15 protein-coding genes and 1 riboswitch are annotated in these 17,241 nt (G+C 67.4%); of the genes, 6 read left to right on the top strand and 9 right to left on the bottom strand.

All coding sequences use genetic code 11. The features are described 5' to 3' along the window. Positions 1-60 precede the first annotated feature (60 nt). The 7 genes from gcvP to NS1_RS22385 form a co-directional block, all read right to left on the bottom strand. On the bottom strand, positions 61-2,871 hold the full coding sequence (gene gcvP / locus NS1_RS22415) for an aminomethyl-transferring glycine dehydrogenase (protein ID WP_062987443.1): 2,811 nt from the start codon (positions 2,869-2,871) through the stop codon (positions 61-63). A 164-nt stretch (positions 2,872-3,035) separates the two neighbouring features. Then, positions 3,036-3,135, bottom strand: a riboswitch (glycine riboswitch). Between the two features lie 75 nt (positions 3,136-3,210). Further along, on the bottom strand, positions 3,211-3,768 hold the full coding sequence (locus tag NS1_RS22410) for a MerR family transcriptional regulator (protein ID WP_131816826.1): 558 nt from the start codon (positions 3,766-3,768) through the stop codon (positions 3,211-3,213). A gap of 158 nt (positions 3,769-3,926) precedes the next feature. Further along, positions 3,927-4,400, bottom strand: coding sequence for a bifunctional nuclease family protein (locus NS1_RS22405; protein WP_056817654.1), 474 nt, complete (start codon positions 4,398-4,400; stop codon positions 3,927-3,929). Positions 4,401-4,559: 159 nt separating this feature from the next. Then, complete coding sequence (ftsR, locus tag NS1_RS22400; RefSeq protein ID WP_157125342.1) at positions 4,560-5,345, bottom strand: transcriptional regulator FtsR; 786 nt, start codon at positions 5,343-5,345, stop codon at positions 4,560-4,562. Between the two features lie 70 nt (positions 5,346-5,415). Then, positions 5,416-5,901 (bottom strand): oxoglutarate dehydrogenase inhibitor Odhl, encoded by a 486-nt coding sequence (odhI, locus tag NS1_RS22395; protein WP_056817657.1) that lies wholly within the window; start codon positions 5,899-5,901, stop codon positions 5,416-5,418. Between the two features lie 177 nt (positions 5,902-6,078). After that, the gene (gcvH, locus tag NS1_RS22390) at positions 6,079-6,492 is read right to left on the bottom strand and encodes a glycine cleavage system protein GcvH (protein WP_056817658.1); all 414 of its coding nucleotides are present in this window, start codon (positions 6,490-6,492) and stop codon (positions 6,079-6,081) included. Positions 6,493-6,519: 27 nt separating this feature from the next. Further along, on the bottom strand, positions 6,520-7,161 hold the full coding sequence (locus NS1_RS22385) for a CDP-alcohol phosphatidyltransferase family protein (RefSeq protein ID WP_056817659.1): 642 nt from the start codon (positions 7,159-7,161) through the stop codon (positions 6,520-6,522). 115 nt (positions 7,162-7,276) lie between these two features. Between NS1_RS22385 and NS1_RS22380 the strand changes: the two genes are divergently transcribed. The 3 genes from NS1_RS22380 (at position 7,277) to NS1_RS22370 (ending at position 10,278) form a co-directional block, all read left to right on the top strand. Continuing rightward, on the top strand, positions 7,277-8,674 hold the full coding sequence (locus NS1_RS22380) for a DUF2252 domain-containing protein (RefSeq protein WP_062987439.1): 1,398 nt from the start codon (positions 7,277-7,279) through the stop codon (positions 8,672-8,674). Between the two features lie 96 nt (positions 8,675-8,770). Next, on the top strand, positions 8,771-9,649 hold the full coding sequence (locus NS1_RS22375) for a nuclease-related domain-containing protein (RefSeq protein WP_255284641.1): 879 nt from the start codon (positions 8,771-8,773) through the stop codon (positions 9,647-9,649). A 32-nt stretch (positions 9,650-9,681) separates the two neighbouring features. Next, the gene (locus tag NS1_RS22370; RefSeq protein ID WP_062987437.1) at positions 9,682-10,278 is read left to right on the top strand and encodes a phosphatase PAP2 family protein; all 597 of its coding nucleotides are present in this window, start codon (positions 9,682-9,684) and stop codon (positions 10,276-10,278) included. Here the strand turns inward: NS1_RS22370 and NS1_RS22365 are convergent. Continuing rightward, on the bottom strand, positions 10,275-12,206 hold the full coding sequence (locus NS1_RS22365) for an acyl-CoA dehydrogenase family protein (protein ID WP_062987435.1): 1,932 nt from the start codon (positions 12,204-12,206) through the stop codon (positions 10,275-10,277). The two genes, NS1_RS22370 and NS1_RS22365, sit on opposite strands and share 4 nt — an antisense overlap. A 101-nt stretch (positions 12,207-12,307) precedes the next feature. Between NS1_RS22365 and NS1_RS22360 the strand changes: the two genes are divergently transcribed. The 3 genes from NS1_RS22360 to NS1_RS22350 are packed head-to-tail and all read left to right on the top strand — an operon-like array spanning position 12,308 to position 15,489. Then, positions 12,308-12,928: a TetR/AcrR family transcriptional regulator gene (locus NS1_RS22360; protein WP_056817664.1), complete on the top strand. Its 621-nt coding sequence runs from the start codon at positions 12,308-12,310 to the stop codon at positions 12,926-12,928. A 3-nt stretch (positions 12,929-12,931) separates the two neighbouring features. Beyond that, positions 12,932-13,861 carry an ABC transporter ATP-binding protein gene (locus NS1_RS22355; RefSeq protein ID WP_062987433.1) on the top strand — a complete coding sequence of 310 codons (930 nt, stop codon included), beginning with the start codon at positions 12,932-12,934 and terminating at the stop codon, positions 13,859-13,861. After that, positions 13,858-15,489 carry an ABC transporter permease gene (locus NS1_RS22350; RefSeq protein WP_062987431.1) on the top strand — a complete coding sequence of 544 codons (1,632 nt, stop codon included), beginning with the start codon at positions 13,858-13,860 and terminating at the stop codon, positions 15,487-15,489. Before NS1_RS22355 ends, NS1_RS22350 begins: the two co-directional genes overlap by 4 nt. 56 nt (positions 15,490-15,545) lie before the next feature. Here the strand turns inward: NS1_RS22350 and NS1_RS22345 are convergent, their stop codons facing one another. Beyond that, positions 15,546-17,045, bottom strand: coding sequence for a sugar transferase (locus tag NS1_RS22345; RefSeq protein ID WP_062987429.1), 1,500 nt, complete (start codon positions 17,043-17,045; stop codon positions 15,546-15,548). Between the last annotated feature and the right edge of the window lie 196 nt (positions 17,046-17,241).

Here is a 17,241-nt window from a genome sequence, read left to right as displayed (position 1 = left end):
CCACACCAACGACAACGGGCCCCGCCGACTTGATCGGCGGGGCCCGTTGTCAGGGACAGGTCAGTCTTCGTACGCGTCCAGCGGCGGGCACGAACACACCAGATTGCGGTCACCGAACGCACCGTCGATGCGCCGCACCGACGGCCACACCTTCGGGCGGGCATGGCCGATTCCACGCGGATACACCGCGGTCTCACGGCTGTAGGGATGGTCCCACTCGGCGACCAGGCTGGCGGCGGTGTGGGGCGCACCGCGCAGCGGGTTGTCGGTCACCGGCCACACGCCGGCGCCCACCTGGTCGATCTCGCCACGGATGGCGATCATGGCGGCGATGAACTCGTCGATCTCCTCGAGGTTCTCGCTCTCGGTGGGTTCCACCATCAAGGTGCCCGCGACCGGGAAACTCATCGTCGGCGCGTGGAAACCGTAGTCGGCGAGCCGCTTCGCCACGTCGTCGACGGTGACGCCGGTCTGCTTGGTGATCTCGCGCAGATCGAGGATGCACTCGTGAGCGACCATGCCGTTCTCGCCGGTGTAGAGCACCGGGAAGTAGGCGTCGAGTCGGCGGGCGATGTAGTTGGCCGACGCGATCGCGGTCAGGGTCGCCGCGCGCAGGCCCTCGGCGCCCATCATCCGGATGTAGGCCCAGGTGATCGGCAGGATCGAGGCGGAGCCGTAGTTCGCCGCCGACACCGCGTGCGAACCGGCTTCGAGCGGGTCACCGGGCAGGTACTGCGCCAGGTGCGCACCCACCGCGACCGGGCCGACGCCGGGACCGCCGCCGCCGTGCGGGATGCAGAAGGTCTTGTGCAGGTTCAGGTGGCTCACGTCGCCGCCGAACCGGCCCGGGCGGGCAAGGCCGACAAGGGCATTGAGGTTCGCGCCGTCGACGTACACCTGGCCGCCCGCGTCGTGCACGAGCGCGCACAGCTCGGCGACCTCGTGCTCGTAGACGCCGTGGGTGGACGGGTAGGTGATCATGATGCAGGCCAGCCGGTCGGCGTGGTCGGCGATCTTGGCGCGCAGATCGTCGAGGTCGACGTCACCGTTCGCGCGGCACTTCACCACCTCGACTCGCATGCCGACCATGGCCGCCGAGGCCGCGTTGGTGCCGTGCGCGCTCGACGGGATGAGGCAGGTGTCGCGGTGGTCGTCGCCGCGATCGAGGTGGTAGCGGCGAATCGCGAGCAGGCCCGCGTACTCGCCCTGGCTACCGGCGTTGGGCTGCAGGCTCACCGCGTCGTAGCCGGTGATCTCGGCCAGCCACTGCTCGAGGTCGGCGACCAGCTTGCGGATGCCCAGGGAATCCTCGAGCGGCGCGAACGGGTGCAGACGAGCGAAGCCGGGCCAGGTGATGGGCTCCATCTCCGCGGTCGCGTTGAGCTTCATGGTGCACGAACCGAGCGGAATCATGCTGCGGTCCAAGGCGATGTCCTTGTCCGAGAGCGCGCGCAGGTAGCGCAGCATGGCGGTCTCGGTGTGGTGGCGGGTGAACGCCGGGTGGGTCAGGTAGTCCGAGGTGCGCGTCTCGATCGCGGTGAGCTCGGTGCCGATGCCCGCGTCGGGAGTCAGTGCGGTGCCGAAGGATTCGACGACGGCGGCGACGTGCGCGTCGGTGGTGGCCTCGTCGCAGGCGATGGCGACATGGTCGGCATCGACCAGGCGCAGATTGATGCCCTTCGACTTCGCCTTGGCGACAACGGCTTCCGCACCGCCGGGCACCTGGGCGAGCACGGTATCGAAGAAGGCGCCGTGCACCAGCGCCCCACCGAGACCGGTCGCGACGGCGGCGGCGTGCTCGTGTACCCGGCGCGCGATGGCGCGCAGGCCGTTGGCACCGTGGTAGCTCGCGTACATCGCGGCGACGATGGCCAGCAGTACCTGGGCGGTACAGATGTTGGAGGTGGCCTTCTCCCGACGGATGTGCTGCTCACGGGTCTGCAGCGCCAGCCGGTAAGCGAGCGCGCCGTCGGCATCGACGGACACCCCGACCAGACGGCCGGGCAACTGACGGGCGAAAGCGGTGCGCACGGCCAGATAACCGGCGTGCGGGCCACCGAAGCCCATCGGCACACCGAAACGCTGGGTGGTGCCGAAGCAGACATCGGCGCCCTGTTCACCGGGCGGGGTGGTCAGCGTCATGGCGAGCAGATCGGCGCCCGCTGCCACCAGTGCGCCGCGCTCGTGGGCGGCGGCGAACAGCGAGCTCCAGTCGACGATGCGGCCCGACGCACCCGGCGTCTGCACGATCACGCCGAAGAACTCGCCCTCGGGCAGCTGCCCGGTCGACAGGTCGGCCTCGACGATCTCGATGCCGAGCGGCTCGGCCCTGGTACCGATGATGGTCTTGGTCTGCGGGAACAGGTCGGCGTCGACGAGCAGCCGGTTCGACTTCGACTTGCCCGCGCGGCGCAGCAGCGTCATCGCCTCGGCCGCGGCGGTGGCCTCGTCGAGCATGGAGGCGTTCGCGACGTCCATGCCGGTCAGATCCGACACCATGGTCTGGAAGTTGAGCAGCGCCTCGAGCCTGCCCTGGCTGATCTCGGGCTGGTACGGGGTGTAGGCGGTGTACCAGGCGGGGTTCTCGAGCAGATTGCGCACCAGCACCGGCGGGGTGAGGGTGTCGTAGTAGCCGAGACCGATCATCGAGGTGGCGACCGTGTTCGCCGCCGCCAGCGCGGCCAGTTCGTCGAGCACCTCGTGCTCGGAGGCGGGCGCGGGCAGCGCGCCGAGGCCGGATTCGTCGAGGATCGTGGCGGGCAGCGCCGTGGTCGCGAGTGCGTCGACGGACTCGACGCCGATGGTCGCGAGGATCCGGGCGAGTTCGTCGGAATCGGGTCCGATGTGGCGGTCGGCGAACGAACGGGTCACGGGCAGCTCCAGGTCGGGCGGGTCGACCTCGTGGTCGACGGGTACCAGCCCTCCCCCTCTGTCTGTGCGCCTGAGAGATTCGGTAACCCGGCCCCGAAGATCGGTGACCGTGCCCCTTTCCCCGTGGGCGGGCAGCCGGATGCCACCGCTTTCCAGAGGCGTCGAATCACCGTGCGGTCCCTGTTGCCTGAGAGATTGACGGGGAGGTGCTGCTCCTTCGGCGCCCCGATTCTCGCGAACCGAGGACTCTCCCGCACGGCGGCGACGCACCACTGATTCTAGATGCAGCAAACCCCCGGTCGCGCCACCAGGGGCACGCCGGGGGTGTAGTACTGGTCACTAACCTGTCTTGCGGTTCTCCCTCACCTTGCGTCGAAAAGACAGTTCGTCTTCGGGGCGGTCGGTGATGGCGGTGGCTCGTTCTGCCGGGAAGTCCGCGATCGCGCCGGTCAGCTCACGCATGGCGCCACCGACGGCGATACCGAAGACGCCCTGCCCGCCCTGCAGTAAATCGACTACCTCCTCGGGCGAGGTGCACTCGTACACCGAGGTTCCGTCGGAGAACAGGGTGATTCCGGCGAGATCGCCGACGCCGCGGCTACGCAGGTGATCGACGGCGATCCGGATGTTCTGTAAAGAGATGCCCGCGTCCAGCAGTCGCTTCACGATCTTGAGGACAAGGATGTCCTTGAACGAGTACAGCCGCTGGCTGCCCGAACCCGCCGCACCACGGATCGACGGCACGACCAACCCGGTGCGTGCCCAGTAGTCGAGCTGACGGTAGGTGATACCGGCGACCTGACAGGCGCTCGGCACCCGGTAGCCGACCAGATCATCCGGAACCGAGTCGTCCGGGAACAAGCCAGGCTGTACGACATCCTGCGTTTGTTCTTCCACTGATCGCTCCTTCTGCCGACGTTCTCGGGTCGGAGTCACGACGGATGTTGCCCGACTTTCGAGGTTACTCCTGCCATTGTCGGACCTGCGGTGTTGTCACACCAAGCACCAAACGCCGCGATTCCCTGGACCTCTACTTCAGGTTTAGAAGATCGTGATCAACTGTCGGTCGCCTTGAAGTCGTCGGGTGAGACCGACTCCAGGAACTCCTTGAACTTCTCCACCTCGTCCTCGCGTTCGTCGGGCATCACCAGTCCCGCCTCGGCGAGGACCGGTTCCTCGGCGTAGATCGGGCACCCCACGCGCAAGGCGATCGCCACCGAGTCCGAGGGCCGCGCCGAGACCCGCAGGTCGCCGTCGAAGACCAGGTCGGCGTAGAAGGTGCCCTCCTGCAGATCGACGATCCGCACTTCCTTGAGTGTGTGTCCCAGATCGGTGATCAAAATCTTGATCAGATCGTGAGTGAGCGGACGGATCGGAGTGACCCCCTCCTGCTCGAGCACGATCGCGGTGGCCTCGGCCTGCCCGATCCAGATCGGCAGATACCGCTCCCCTGATGCCTCCCGCAGCAGCAGCACGGGCTGGTTCTGTGGCTGCTCGACACGGATGCCGATGACACGCATCTCGCTCATGAGTAAGTCCTGCCTCCCATACTCGGCCGCCGGCCGGCACGACAGCTGCACAGCTCGCCGTATCAACGAGTCTAGGCGAATTCTGGGGCGCGCAAGGAAGACGTTCGAGCCGAAATCGGTGTATAGCCCGGGCGATACCCGATCGCCCGGCCGGGTGTGTCAGCCGCCGAGGGCTGTGCGCACCGCGGCTTTCACCAGTGCGGCGTGCAAGTTCAGCGACAGTGCCGCGAGTTCGCGGACGGTCTCTTCCGCGCGTGCGCGCGCGTCGGCATCGCGACTCTTGGCGATGGGCGCGGCGATCTGCGCGATCAGCGCGGCCTCGCGGTCGGCGGCCAGCTTGAAGGCGCGCAGGTGGCGGGCCTCCAGACCGAATTCGGCCATGGCTTTGGCCGCGTGTGCCAGGGTCACCGCATCGGATTCGAAGAATCCACCGGCGCCAGGGACGATGAGTCCCGCGCGCAGCAGATCATCGAGGAAACGGTCGTCGATATCGGCTTTGGCGAGGAGATCGGCCCTGGTGAGCCGCACGGCGACGTCGACGCGCAGTTCCTCGGGCGAGATTTCACCGGAGACGATACCGAGGCGGCGCGGTGGCGCCGTGCTCATCGCGTCGTCGGTGCGCGCGGAGCCGGACACACTGTGCCCGGCGTCCGCGGAACCGTGGTGGGAGTGCGCGCGGGCGCGCGCTTCACGCACACCCAACGTCGCCGCACCACTGTCGATCGCTTCCAACTGCTCCTTGATCACCTTCAACGGCAAGTACTGATCGCGTTGCGCGGTCAGTACGAAGCGCAGCCGTTCGTAGTCGGAAACCGAGAACCGCCGGTATCCCGACGGTGTCCGTTCCGGCCGGATCAGGCCCTCGGATTCGAGGAACCGGATCTTGGAGATGGTGATGTCAGGAAAATCTGGTCGCAGCAGGTCGAGTACGGAGCCGATCGACATTCCTCCGCGCGCCCACTGCGCCGCCCCTGTCACAGCACTGTGCCCTTCGCGGGCACCAGTACCGTTGGGGTCATCGCGACCCCGCGCCCGACGCCGACTCGTTCGCCTGCGCGCGCGGACCGGTCAGGAAGACCAGCCGGAACTTGCCGATCTGGACCTCGTCGCCGTTCTGCAGCTCCGAGGAGTCCACCGGTTCCCGGTTGACGTAGGTGCCGTTGAGGCTGCCCACATCGACGACCTGAAACGAGTCGTCGTCCTGACGGAACTCGGCATGCCGGCGGCTGACAGTGACGTCATCGAGAAAGATGTCACTGTCAGGATGGCGGCCGGCCGACGTGGTCGGCTGATCCAGCAGAAAACGCGAGCCCGCGTTCGGGCCACGCTTGACCACCAGGAGGGCCGCGCCGGCAGGCAGGCCCTCGACGCCCTGAACCGGCTGTTCGCCGGTCGGCTCTGCGGAGCGCGACGCGTCGACCTCGTTGAGGAAGTCCGCGCGGAAGACCGATGTCGTCTCGGCCGCGGTTTCCCCGTAACCCGGGTCCCTGTTCTCGCTCACCGTTTCTCTCCTCCTCGAACCTGATTATCCATGCAAGCAGGTGCTGTATTCGGCGACACGACCGGCGCGATCACATCGCCAGGAAAAGATCCCGGCGTCGATTCCCCGACGTATCCGCTTGGCTTTGACCGTACCCTGCCGGGGCGTGCCCGTGCAGGGAGAACTGTGAAGGCTGCGTCAGCCCCCGATAACTCCTTGGTAACCCGCTGCATCCAGCAGTTCACCGAGGGCGGAATCCAGGGTTGCCTCGTCGTCGAACGCGAGCTCGAACAACCAGCCCGCGTCGTAGGGATCGGTGTTGAGCGTCTCCGGTGATTGCACCAGATCCTCGTTCACCGCAACGACTTTGCCGCTGAGCGGAGCGTAGATGTCGGACACGCTCTTGGTCGACTCGACCTCGGCGATGCTGTCACCGACGGTCACATCTTTGTCGACGTCGGGCAGTTGGACGAAGACGACGTCACCCAGCTGTGACTGGGCGTAATCGGTGATGCCGACACGGACCGCCGTGGGGCTGGTCCGCCGCACCCATTCGTGCTCTTCGGTGTAGCGCAGTTCCTCAGGGGTCCGGGTCACAGGACGTCCTTTCATCGTCGATGTTGCACGCAACAGTATCGACTAGCTGCCACGGTGCGGCACAGGCGGTATCGATCGCGCGACCGCGACCGCGAGCCCTGCGTACAGCACCCCGGTCCAGACATAGAGTGCCGTACCCCAGATCAGTAGTGCCCACCCGAAAGCCCACCCGAAACTCGCCCCCGCCCAGTCCATCTCCCCGGTCAGCATCCACGGCAGCGCCGACATCAGCGCGAAAGTGGCCGCTTTCCCCAGGTAGATCACCTCCGGCGCGGGCAGTTCGCGCCGTTTGTACACCGAAAGGGTCGCGGTGAGCACCAGATCGCGTGCGATCAAGATCACCGCGAGCCACCACGGGAGCAGCCCTCGCGCGACGAACGCGACCAGAGTCGTCACCAGGTACAGCCGGTCCACGAGCGGGTCGAGCAACGCGCCCAGACGCGAGGACTGATCGAGCAGCCTGGCGAGTTTGCCGTCGAGGAAATCGGTGAAGCCGCTGGCGATCAACAACGCGAACGCCCAGCCGTCGGCGTGGCGGACCAGCATCAGCCACAGGAAGACGGGGATGCCGATCAGCCGCAGGACGCTCAACGCATTCGGCACGGTCAGGATGCGGTCGCTGAACACGCCACCGGATTCGGTGTCGTGCGTGCCCGGCGTTCCTGATTCGGTTGCCACGCCCATGCTTACCGCAGCGACCCCCGCTCGCGCCATCCGGCCACGCCGAAACGCCGTCAACTCCGCTGCGTATCGAGCGTGGCGCTGCTCACCGTGCCGCAACCGGCTAGCCTGGGCAATCGTGTCCGACAGTGGTATTGATCTGCGCTCCTACGTCTCCGCCGAGGACGCCCGCGAGCGTGGTCGAGCTGCCAGGAAACGGGTCCCCGTCACCGAGCGTGACCGCGCCGCGGAGAGCCCCGAGCGGCCGACGGTGCGCGAGTTCATCGATGTCAGCAATCGTGGGCGGATCGAGCGCCTGATTCCGCTGCGGATCGGCCGGATGATCGCCTCACCGTTCACCTTCTTCCGCGGTGCCGCCGGACTGATGGCCGCCGACCTCGCCGCCGGACCGGACAGCGGGCTGGCCGCTCAGATCTGTGGTGACGCCCACGCCGCGAACTTCGGCCTCTACGGGACCCAACGTGGCGAGATCGTGATGGATATCAACGACTTCGACGAGACGGTCATCGGCCCGTGGGAGTGGGATCTGGAGCGCCTGGCGGCGAGCCTCGTGCTGGCCGGGCGAGAAAGCGGTGTCGACGACGACGATTGTCTGCGCGCGGCGCGCGATGCAGCCCGCTCCTACCGCCACACCGTCGCCGAACTGGCCGACATGCCGTTCATGCAGTCGTGGACGGTGTTGGCCGACGAGTCGATCCTGACCAGCGCCAAGGCCGAGGACCTGCTCGACGACTTCAAGAAGGCCGCCAAGAAGGCTCGCAAGAACACCAGCGCCAAAGTGGTGGCGAAGTGGACCGAGCACCTCGACGATCACGAGACCGACATCCGCAAGCACCGTTTCGTCAGCGATCCGCCGGTGCTGACCGCGGTCGATGCCCAGGTGTCGGAGGCGGTGATCGATGGCCTGGAGAGCTACGCGGGCACCATCCGGGAGTCCCGGCGCAATCTGCTGGCCCGATTCGCGGTCTCCGATGTCGCCTTCCGCATCGTCGGGACCGGCAGCGTCGGTCTGCACAGCTATGTGGCGCTGTTGCACGGCAACGACGGCGAGGCGGTGGTGCTGCAGGTCAAGCAGGCGCGTGCGTCCGCACTCGCCCCGTTCCTGCCCCCGACCGCACACCGCCACGAGGGCGAGCGGATCGTGGTCGGCGCGCGGTCCGTGCAGTCGGAGACCGATATCCTGCTCGGCTGGACAACCATCGAACTCGACGAATCGCTGCCGTTCATCGTGCGCCAGTTCCGCAATCTCAAGGGCAGTATCGACCCGGCGGCCCTGTCCGCCGACGATCTCGACGACTACGGAAGACTCGCCGGTGCGTTGCTGGCCCGCGCGCATGCGCGCTCGCTGGACCCGCGCGCGCTGGCAGGCTACTTGGAAACCGACGACGACGAGGACGACCGGTTCGAGGAATCGGTAGCCGCCTACGCGGTGCGCTATGCCGACCGCACCGAGGCCGATCACGCCGAACTCGTCGCCGCGGTGGACGCGGGCACGATCGCCGCCGAACAGGATTGACCCAGCTACGATGTACGCCAACGGTTCTCGGTGCAGTACAGCTGTGCCGAGCACCGCGCCAACGACCAACGAAGGGCGGTCTCCATGCTCGTGCGCGTGCAGAATGCGGCAGGCAGCGATGCCGAGGCGGCGCTGATCGACTGGTTGCGCACGTGGAAGGACCCGTCGAGCCCGCACGGTGTCGCCACGATCAACTGCAGCCTGTTCCATCAGGATCGGCTGCACCAGTTCGACGCGGTGGTCTGGACTCCGACCAGTTGCGTGGTGATCGAGGCGGAGACGTTCACCGCCCCGCAGGACGGCGTGCTGGAGATCCCGCTCAACGGTCCGTGGATGGTCTCCGGTGAGCTCGCCCAGTTCGCGGGGGCGGAGAAGTCCACGCCGCTGGAGCGTTCGCGTGATCACACCTTCGCGCTGCAGGACTATCTCGCCGCGCGCGGGCTCGGTCAGCGCGCGGTGCACGGTCTCGGCCTGATCGTGCCGATGCCCGGCGCCCAGATCGACGTGCACCAGGGCTGGAGCGACCCGAGCTTCGACGTGATCGTCACCGACGACCCGCACCGACTCGAGATGTACTTCGAGTTGCTGGCCGAGAAGGAACACAACCTCTGGACCGCCAACGACGTCGCCATCGCGTTCCGCGGCCTGGGCATCCTGCCGTTCCTGCCCGCGCCGCAGGATCTGCTCAACGAAGGCTTCCTCGGTCCGATCGACGTGACGCTGTGGCACGGCGGGCCCACCCAGGCGGCCGCGGAGGCCTACGCCGACGAGCAGGCCGAGCTCGAACACCAAGCGCAGTCCCGGGGCATCGTGGCGCCGTGGTACAGCCCGTGGAAGCTGTATCCGCGGGTCGGCGGCGATCTCGATTTCGGCCGGGCGTTCCTGCGGATCACCCTCGCTCTCGGCATGATCGTGGCCATTGTGTGGGTGCTGTGGTTCGTGGTCACGGCAGTGCTCACCTACGGTCCCGCCTGAGCGGGGCCGGGCGGGGGCTGTCGTCGCGTGACGTGATCGACCGTGTTCGCAGCACCACCGTTGTCCGGGCCACCGCGATCGGCGCCGGTGCCGCACTGACCGTCGCGATTCCGTTGACGTTCCCCGCGAACGGTGGGGCGAGCGAGCTGGATGCCGTGGTGTCCGAGGACACCGTCTCCCCCGGTCTCGCACAGGCGCTCGTCACCCCGAGCAACGCACCGGTGGTCGTGGCGCTGCTGCTGGCCGCGTTCGCCTGGTTCGCGCTGCGTCGGCAGTGGTGGCAGGCGGTGACCATGCTGGCGGTTCCCGAGATCGCGTTGGCGGTCAACACCTGGTTGCTGAAACCGCTGTGGGATCGCCGGCTCGACGACCATCTCGCCTACCCCAGCGGGCACACCGTCCATATGGTCGCTGTCGCAACAACTTTCGCGTGCCTGGTGACCGACCGCCGGATCCGCGTCCTGGTCGCGGCGCTGACCGTGCTCGCGCTGATCGCGATCACCCCCGCCATGGCCGAATTGGGCTACCACCACCCCACCGATGTACTCGGTGGGGCGGCGGCAGCGACAGCGATGGCGATCGGGCTGTGCTGGCTCTCCGAGGCCTTACGGGACCGGAGCAGCGCCTAACGGCGATCGAAAACGCTGGCGTCGTGCAGCATGTCGGCGCGCAGCATCGTCTCGGGCACGCCCATCGCCTCCACCAGGGTCAGCGCGTCGGGGCGCAGGCGGTCGACGAGTTCGTTCACCCCGCGCCGCACCGCCTTCGCCCGCTCCACCGACATGAACCGGTGCATGATGTACCAGGCCAGGTTCTCCTCCAGCGAGGCGTACACATAGAGGTCGCACACTGTTTCGGCGAGAGCTTTCGCGTCCGGGTCCTCGATCTCGGCGATGCCGTCGACGAACTCCTCCAGCACGAGGCGATCGATGTGCGCGGCGCCGGCGGCCAGGATGTGATCCTGGGCGTTGTTGAACGCCTCGAACGGTCCGGTGTCGGTGGCACGGGCGCGCAGCCGGTGCGCGGCGGTCCGCAGCAGGTAGTCCTCGCGGTCGGCGAACAGCTGCAGCTGGACGTCGCGTTTGGACAGGTCGCCCTCGTCGACGGTCTCGTCGTTGCGGTCGCGCAGGGTCTGGATCAGCTGACGCACACCGGAGCGTTTACGCACCACGTCACCGGCCATGGTGGCGGCGAAGCGCACCCAGCCGAGCGCGTCGAGGTCGCGGACCTCGTCGGAGTAGGCCGTGAGCAGTTCCTTCGCCACGAGCTGGGTCAAGACGACATTGTCGCCTTCGAAGGTGGTGAACACATCGGTGTCGGCCTTCAGCGTGACCAGCCGGTTCTCGGTGAGATATCCCGCACCGCCGCAGGCTTCGCGACATTCCTGAATGGCCCGGGTGGCGTGGCGGGTCTGCGCGACCTTGAAACCGGCGGCACGCTTCTCCAGCGCCCGCTGTGAGCTCGGTTCGGTGTTCTCCCCGCGCTGGATCTCATCCATCCGCCGAACGAGGTCGTTCTGGGCGAAGGCCAGCGCGAACGACTTCGCGACCAGGGGCAGCAGCCTGCGCTGATGGCTGCGGTAGTCCATCAGCAGGGTCTCGTCGCCGGTGTCGGGGTCGGCGAACTGGCGGCGCGCCAGCGCGTACCGTACGGCGATACTCAGTGCCACCCGCGTGCCAGCGGCGGCCGCGCCGCCGACGCTGACCCGGCCACGTACCAGCGTGCCGAGGGTCGTGAAGAAGCGTCGGCTCGGGTTCTCGATCTCGGAGTCGTAGGTGCCGTCCGGGGAGACGTCGGCGTAGCGGTTGAGCAGGTTCTCGCGTGGGATACGCACCTGGTCGAAGACGATCCGGCCGTTGTCGACGCCGGGCAGACCACCCTTGAGGCCGTCGTCGTAGGTCGTCACGCCGGGCAGGTCCGCGCCGAGCTCGTCGCGGATCGGCACCAGCAGGCAGTGCACGCCCTTGCTCTCACCGCCGACGATCAGTTGGGCGAACACCGCGGCCATCCGCGCGTGGACCGCGGCGCCGCCGATGTAGTCCTTGCGCGCCGACGGCGTCGGGGTGTTGACGACGAACTCCTGGGTGGCCGGATCGTAGGTGGCCGTGGTCTCCACGTTGGCGACGTCGCTGCCGTGCCCGGACTCGGTCATCGCGAAACAGCCGAGCAGATCGAGCGAGATCAGACGCTTGATGAAGTCACGATGCCGTTCGGTGCCCAGGTTCTCCACCGCGCCGCCGAACAGTCCCCACTGCACGCCGGACTTCACCCACAGCGACAGGTCGGTGTAGGCCAGCATCTCCAGCCCGGTGACCGCGCCGCCGGGATCGCCGGTGCCGCCGTTCTCGGGCCGGAAGCCGCGCTCGGGGTAGCCCATGGTCGCGATGACGCGCATCTGGTCGAGCACGCGCGCTCTGGCCGCGTGGATGTCGAGTTCGGGGTCGTCGGTGAATTCCTCGCCGGCGAGCTGTGTGCGTGCCTGTTCCCTGACCGCGCGCCACGGTCCGTCCAGCGCTGCGCGGAGATGTTCTGCCGTCGTCGATGTGCCGGTAGCCATGACTTCGACATTAGCCCGCGCGCGAAGTGTCACCCAGACCCGAAACTCGGTTCGGGCGAATGTCTTGCCAACGGATTGAACACGCGTTTAACATATTGAACATGCGTTCAGCCGATCTCACCACCGCCGCCAGGATTCGCGATGCCGCGATCGAATTGTTCGGTGAGCAGGGGTTCGGCGTCGGCGTTCGGGCCATCGCCGCCGCAGCCGGGGTCTCGCCCGGGCTGGTGAACCATCACTTCGGGTCCAAGGACGGGCTGCGCGCGGTCTGCGACGATCGTGTGCTCGAGATCATCCGCGACGAGAAGCTGCGCGCCATCCAGGCGCCCGGTCCCGCGGGGATCTTGGACGCGATGGCCGAGATCGAGATGTACGCACCCCTGGTGGCCTACATCCTGCGCAGCTTCCAGGCAGGCGGCCCGCTGTCGGAGTCATTGCTCGAGCACATGATCACCGACGCGGAGCAGTACATGCAGACCGCCGTCGACGAGGGCAAGGCCAAGCCGAGTCGCGACCACGCGGCCCGCGCTCGCTACATCGTGCTCTGCCATGTCGGCGCGATGAACCTCTATCTCCAGATGCGCATGCAGCGCGAAGGAAAACTCGATTACCGCAAGGCGATTCGTGAGCTGTCCGACGAGATCACCTTTCCGGCGCTCGAGCTCTACACCCAAGGATTGCTCACCGATTCCACCATGCTCGACACCCTTTTCGAGGAGTAGACGATGCCCTCCCCCACCGACGACCGGGTCATCGATGTCGCGGACCTGCGAAAGACGTTCGGCCGCTTCACCGCGCTCGACGGACTCGACCTCCATGTCGACACCGGCGAAATCCATGGTTTCCTCGGCCCCAACGGCTCAGGCAAGTCCACCACCATCCGAATTCTGCTCGGCGTTCTGCGCGCGACCGGCGGCCGAGCCGCGGTCTTCGGCAGTGACCCGTGGACCGATGCGGTCGCACTGCATCGCCGAATCGCTTACGTCCCAGGCGATGTCACCCTGTGGCCGTCGCTGTCGGGCGGCGAGACGATCGATCTACTCGCCCGCATGCGCGGCGGCCTGGACCAGACACGTCGAGGCGAGCTGATCGAACGCTTCGAGCTGGATCCGACCAAGAAGGCGCGTACCTACTCCAAGGGCAACCGGCAGAAGGTCGCACTGGTGTCGGCCTTTTCGGCGAATGCGGACCTGTTGATCCTCGACGAACCGACCTCGGGTCTCGACCCGCTCATGGAACAGGTCTTTCAGGACTGTGTGCGCGAGGCCGCGGCCCGCGGTGCGACGGTACTGCTGTCGAGCCACATCCTGTCCGAGGTCGAGCACCTGTGTGACCGGGTCACGATCATCCGGACCGGCCGAACCGTCGAATCCGGTTCGCTGAACGAGCTTCGCCACCTGAGCCGCACCGCCATCACCGCGGACCTGATCGGCGATCCCGGCGATCTGAGCGCGATGCCCGGTGTCGGCGATGTCGAACAAGACGGTTCGACGCTGCGCTGCCAGGTCGACGCCGACCACCTCGGCGCCCTGATCCGGGTACTCGGTGACGCGGGCGTGCGCAGTCTGACCAGTGCGCCGCCGACGCTCGAGGATCTGTTCCTGCGCCACTACCACGTCGACAACACCGAGACCGCGGAGAAGGTGCGGGCATGACCACCACCGTCGCGGTCCCCCGTTTCACCGCAACCTCGCGCACCGCAGGCGAATTCGCCGGCACCGGTCAGATGCTGCGCCTGTATCTGCGCCGCGACCGGGTGGTCGCCCCGCTGTGGTCTCTGCTGATCGGGTTGATGCCCGCACTACAGATCGTCTCGATCAAGGACATCTACACCACGGGTGAACAGCTCGACAACTTCGCGGCGACCACGGCGGCGAGTCCGGCACTGATCGCCATGTACGGACCGGTTTTCAGCTCGGCACTGGGTTCCATCGGCACCTGGAAGGCCGGAGCGATGTACGCGATGATCGCGATCGCCGCGGTCCTCACGGTCGTCCGCCACACCAGAGTCGAAGAGGAGACCGGGCGCGCGGAACTGGTCGGCGCCACCAGCATCGGCCGGTTCGCCGGCCTCACCGGAGCACTCCTGCTCACCTATGGTGCGTCGGCCATCGCCGGAATCGCTTGCGCCGCTTCACTGATGGCTACCGATCTGCCGGTCGCGGGCTCGGTGGCCTTCGGCGCCGCGCTTGCCGCGTCCGGTGTGGTCTGGGGCGCGGTGGCCGCTGTCGCCGCGCAGGTCAGCACCGGCGCCCGACTCGCCCGTGGCATCGCGCTCGGCACCCTGGGCGCGGCGTTCGCGGTGCGCGCGGTCGGCGACGCGGGAAACGGTGTGCTGTCGTGGTTCTCGCCGCTGGGTTGGTGCCTGCAGATCCGCCCGTTCGCCGACGAACGCTGGTGGGTACTGGTGCTGTTGGCCGCTCTCGCCGCCGGCGCCACCCTGCTCGCCTACCGGTTGCTGCGGACCCGCGATATCGGCGCGGGCCTTCTGGCCGAGCGCCCCGGACCGGCCGTCGCGGGCACCGCACTGTCGGGTCCGGTGGGTCTGGCCTGGCGATTGCAGCGCGGTTCGCTGATCGCCTGGACGACCGGTTTCGCCCTGTACGGCCTGCTCATCGGTGGTGCGGTGAACAGTATCGGCGGCATGCTCGGCGACAGCGGCACCCTGCAGGACGTGGTCACCTCACTGGGTGGGTCGGCGGATCTGGAGAAGTCGTTCATCGCCTACGCCGTCACCATGCTGGCCGCCGCGGCTGCCGCCTACTCGGTGTCAGCTGTGTTGCGGTTGCACGAGGAGGAGAACTCGGGCCGCGCCGAAACGGTCCTGGCCGCCGCGGTGGGGCGCGTGCGTTACGCGTCCAGCCACCTGTTATTCGCGATCGGCGGACCCGCCGTGGCCCTGCTGGCGGCGGGCCTCGCCATCGGAATCGTCTGGGGCGCCACCGACGGCGATCTGCCCGGCAAAGTCGGCGAATCCATGGGCGCGGTCGCGGTGCAGCTTCCCGCGGTCTGGGTGATCACCGCCGTCGCGATGCTGTTGTTCGGCGCCCTCCCCAAGTACGCGGCACTCGCCTGGGGCGTACTGAGCGCGATGATCGTGATCTTCCTGCTGGGCTCACTCGGCAGCTTCCCGCAGTGGATTCTCGATCTGGTCCCCTTCATCCACCCGCCCAAGCTGCCGGGCGCGGCGTTCGACATCGTGCCGATCGCCTACCTGATCGCCCTCGCGGGAGCGGGAATCCTGTTGGGGCTCATGGCCTTCCGCCGCCGGGACCTACGCTGACGGTGGGGTGAGGCCGATACCGAGGCGGGGTGGTGAGTCGACTCATCACCCCGCTTTCAGTACGCGCCGTCGCCGCGGGTGACCACCCCGATGGTGCGCGCGATCAACGCCAGATCCAGCACCATCGACCAGTTCTCGACATAGGACAGATCCAGCCGCACCGAATCCTCGGGCGACAGATCCGACCGGCCGCTGACCTGCCACAACCCGGTGACGCCCGGTTTCACCAGCAGCCGCCGTCGCATCTCCCCGTCGTAGCTGTCGACCTCGCGTTGCACCTGCGGCCGCGGCCCGACGACGCTCATGTCACCGCGCAGCACATTGAAGAACTGCGGCAACTCGTCGAGGCTGTACTTGCGGAGGAACCGGCCCACCGAGGTCACCCGCGGATCATCTTTGACCTTGAAGAACAACGGATTTCCACCGTGGCGGTCGATGAGCGCCTCCACCGCGCTGTCGGCATCGACGAGCATGCTGCGGAACTTGATCATCCGGAACGGAATACCGTCGCGCCCGATCCGCTCCGACAGGTAGAACACCGGTCCCGCACTGGTCACCTTCACCGCGATCGCGATAGCGGCCAAGGTCGGTGCGATGAATACCAATACGATCGCCGCGAAACACAGGTCGAACAGCGCTTTGCGACTCGATTTCGCTCGCCCGTACCGCGGCGGGTCGATGTGCAGCATCGGCATTCCCGCGACGATCCGATTGGTCAGCCGCACCCCCGCGATATCGACGACACCGGGCGCCACGATCAGATCGACGCCGAGCGGATCCAAGGCCCAGGCCATCCGCCGCAATTCGGCGGGTCCGAGATGATCGGTCGCGGCCACCGCCACCGAATCGGCGCCACTGCGGCGCACTGCCTCGAGCACCGAGCGATCGTCCCCGAGCACCAACGGGCTGCCGGTCGTATCGAACTGTGCGCCGAGGGCTCCCGCGGGCACACACACGCCGACCACGCGGTAGCCGGAACCGGGATCGCCGGTGAACGCCGACGCCATCGCGTGCGCGGCCTCCGGCGAACCGACCACCAACACGGCGGTGTGGCACCGGCCCTGCGCGCGCCACCGACGCAACCGCCACCGCCATGCCAAGCGCCCCACCACGAGCGCGAGCAGCCCGGCGGGCAACGCGATCGCGAGATAGCCGCGCGCGACCTCCACCCGGAACAGCAGCGCCAGGATGGCCAGCACACCGAACAGGCGCAGCGTCGCCGACACGAGCCTGCGGAATTCCTCACTGCCGGTACCGACCACCTGCGGCGTACGAGTGCCGTACCCGTGCAGCAGCGCCAGCCACCCGACGGCCAAGGCCAGCGACACCACGGAGTAACCGACTTCGTAGGACAGGGGCCAGGCCAGTGGCGGCGCGGCGGGCCCACCGAAGCGGATCACCTGCGCGGCCCCGACCGCGCCGAATACCGCCAACACATCGGTCACGGCCAACCGCTGGACCAACGCGGTCTGCCAACTCTCACGCTGCGTACGGCGCAGCACCTGGACACCGTTGACAACATCGACGTCGCCACTACCAGTGAGCTCGTAGCTCATGAACCCACACCTCCCCTTCGGGAGACGAATCGTTTCCCGATCCCCGTCGACCGGAAAGCGGCCGTTGAGGCCGTCCTACTTCCCGTCGATTCGATACCCGCCAGCTGATTGTTACAGAGCCCCACCAGGCATTCTTGTCGAAGTCTCAGGGCCACAACAGGTTCCAAAAGTTAGCCACGCCACGGCGCAATCGGAC

The sequence above is a fragment of the Nocardia salmonicida NBRC 13393 genome, assembly GCF_001613085.1.
In the GTDB taxonomy this organism is placed as follows: Bacteria; Actinomycetota; Actinomycetes; order Mycobacteriales; family Mycobacteriaceae; genus Nocardia; species Nocardia salmonicida.
This window is presented reverse-complemented; position numbering and strand designations above follow the sequence as displayed.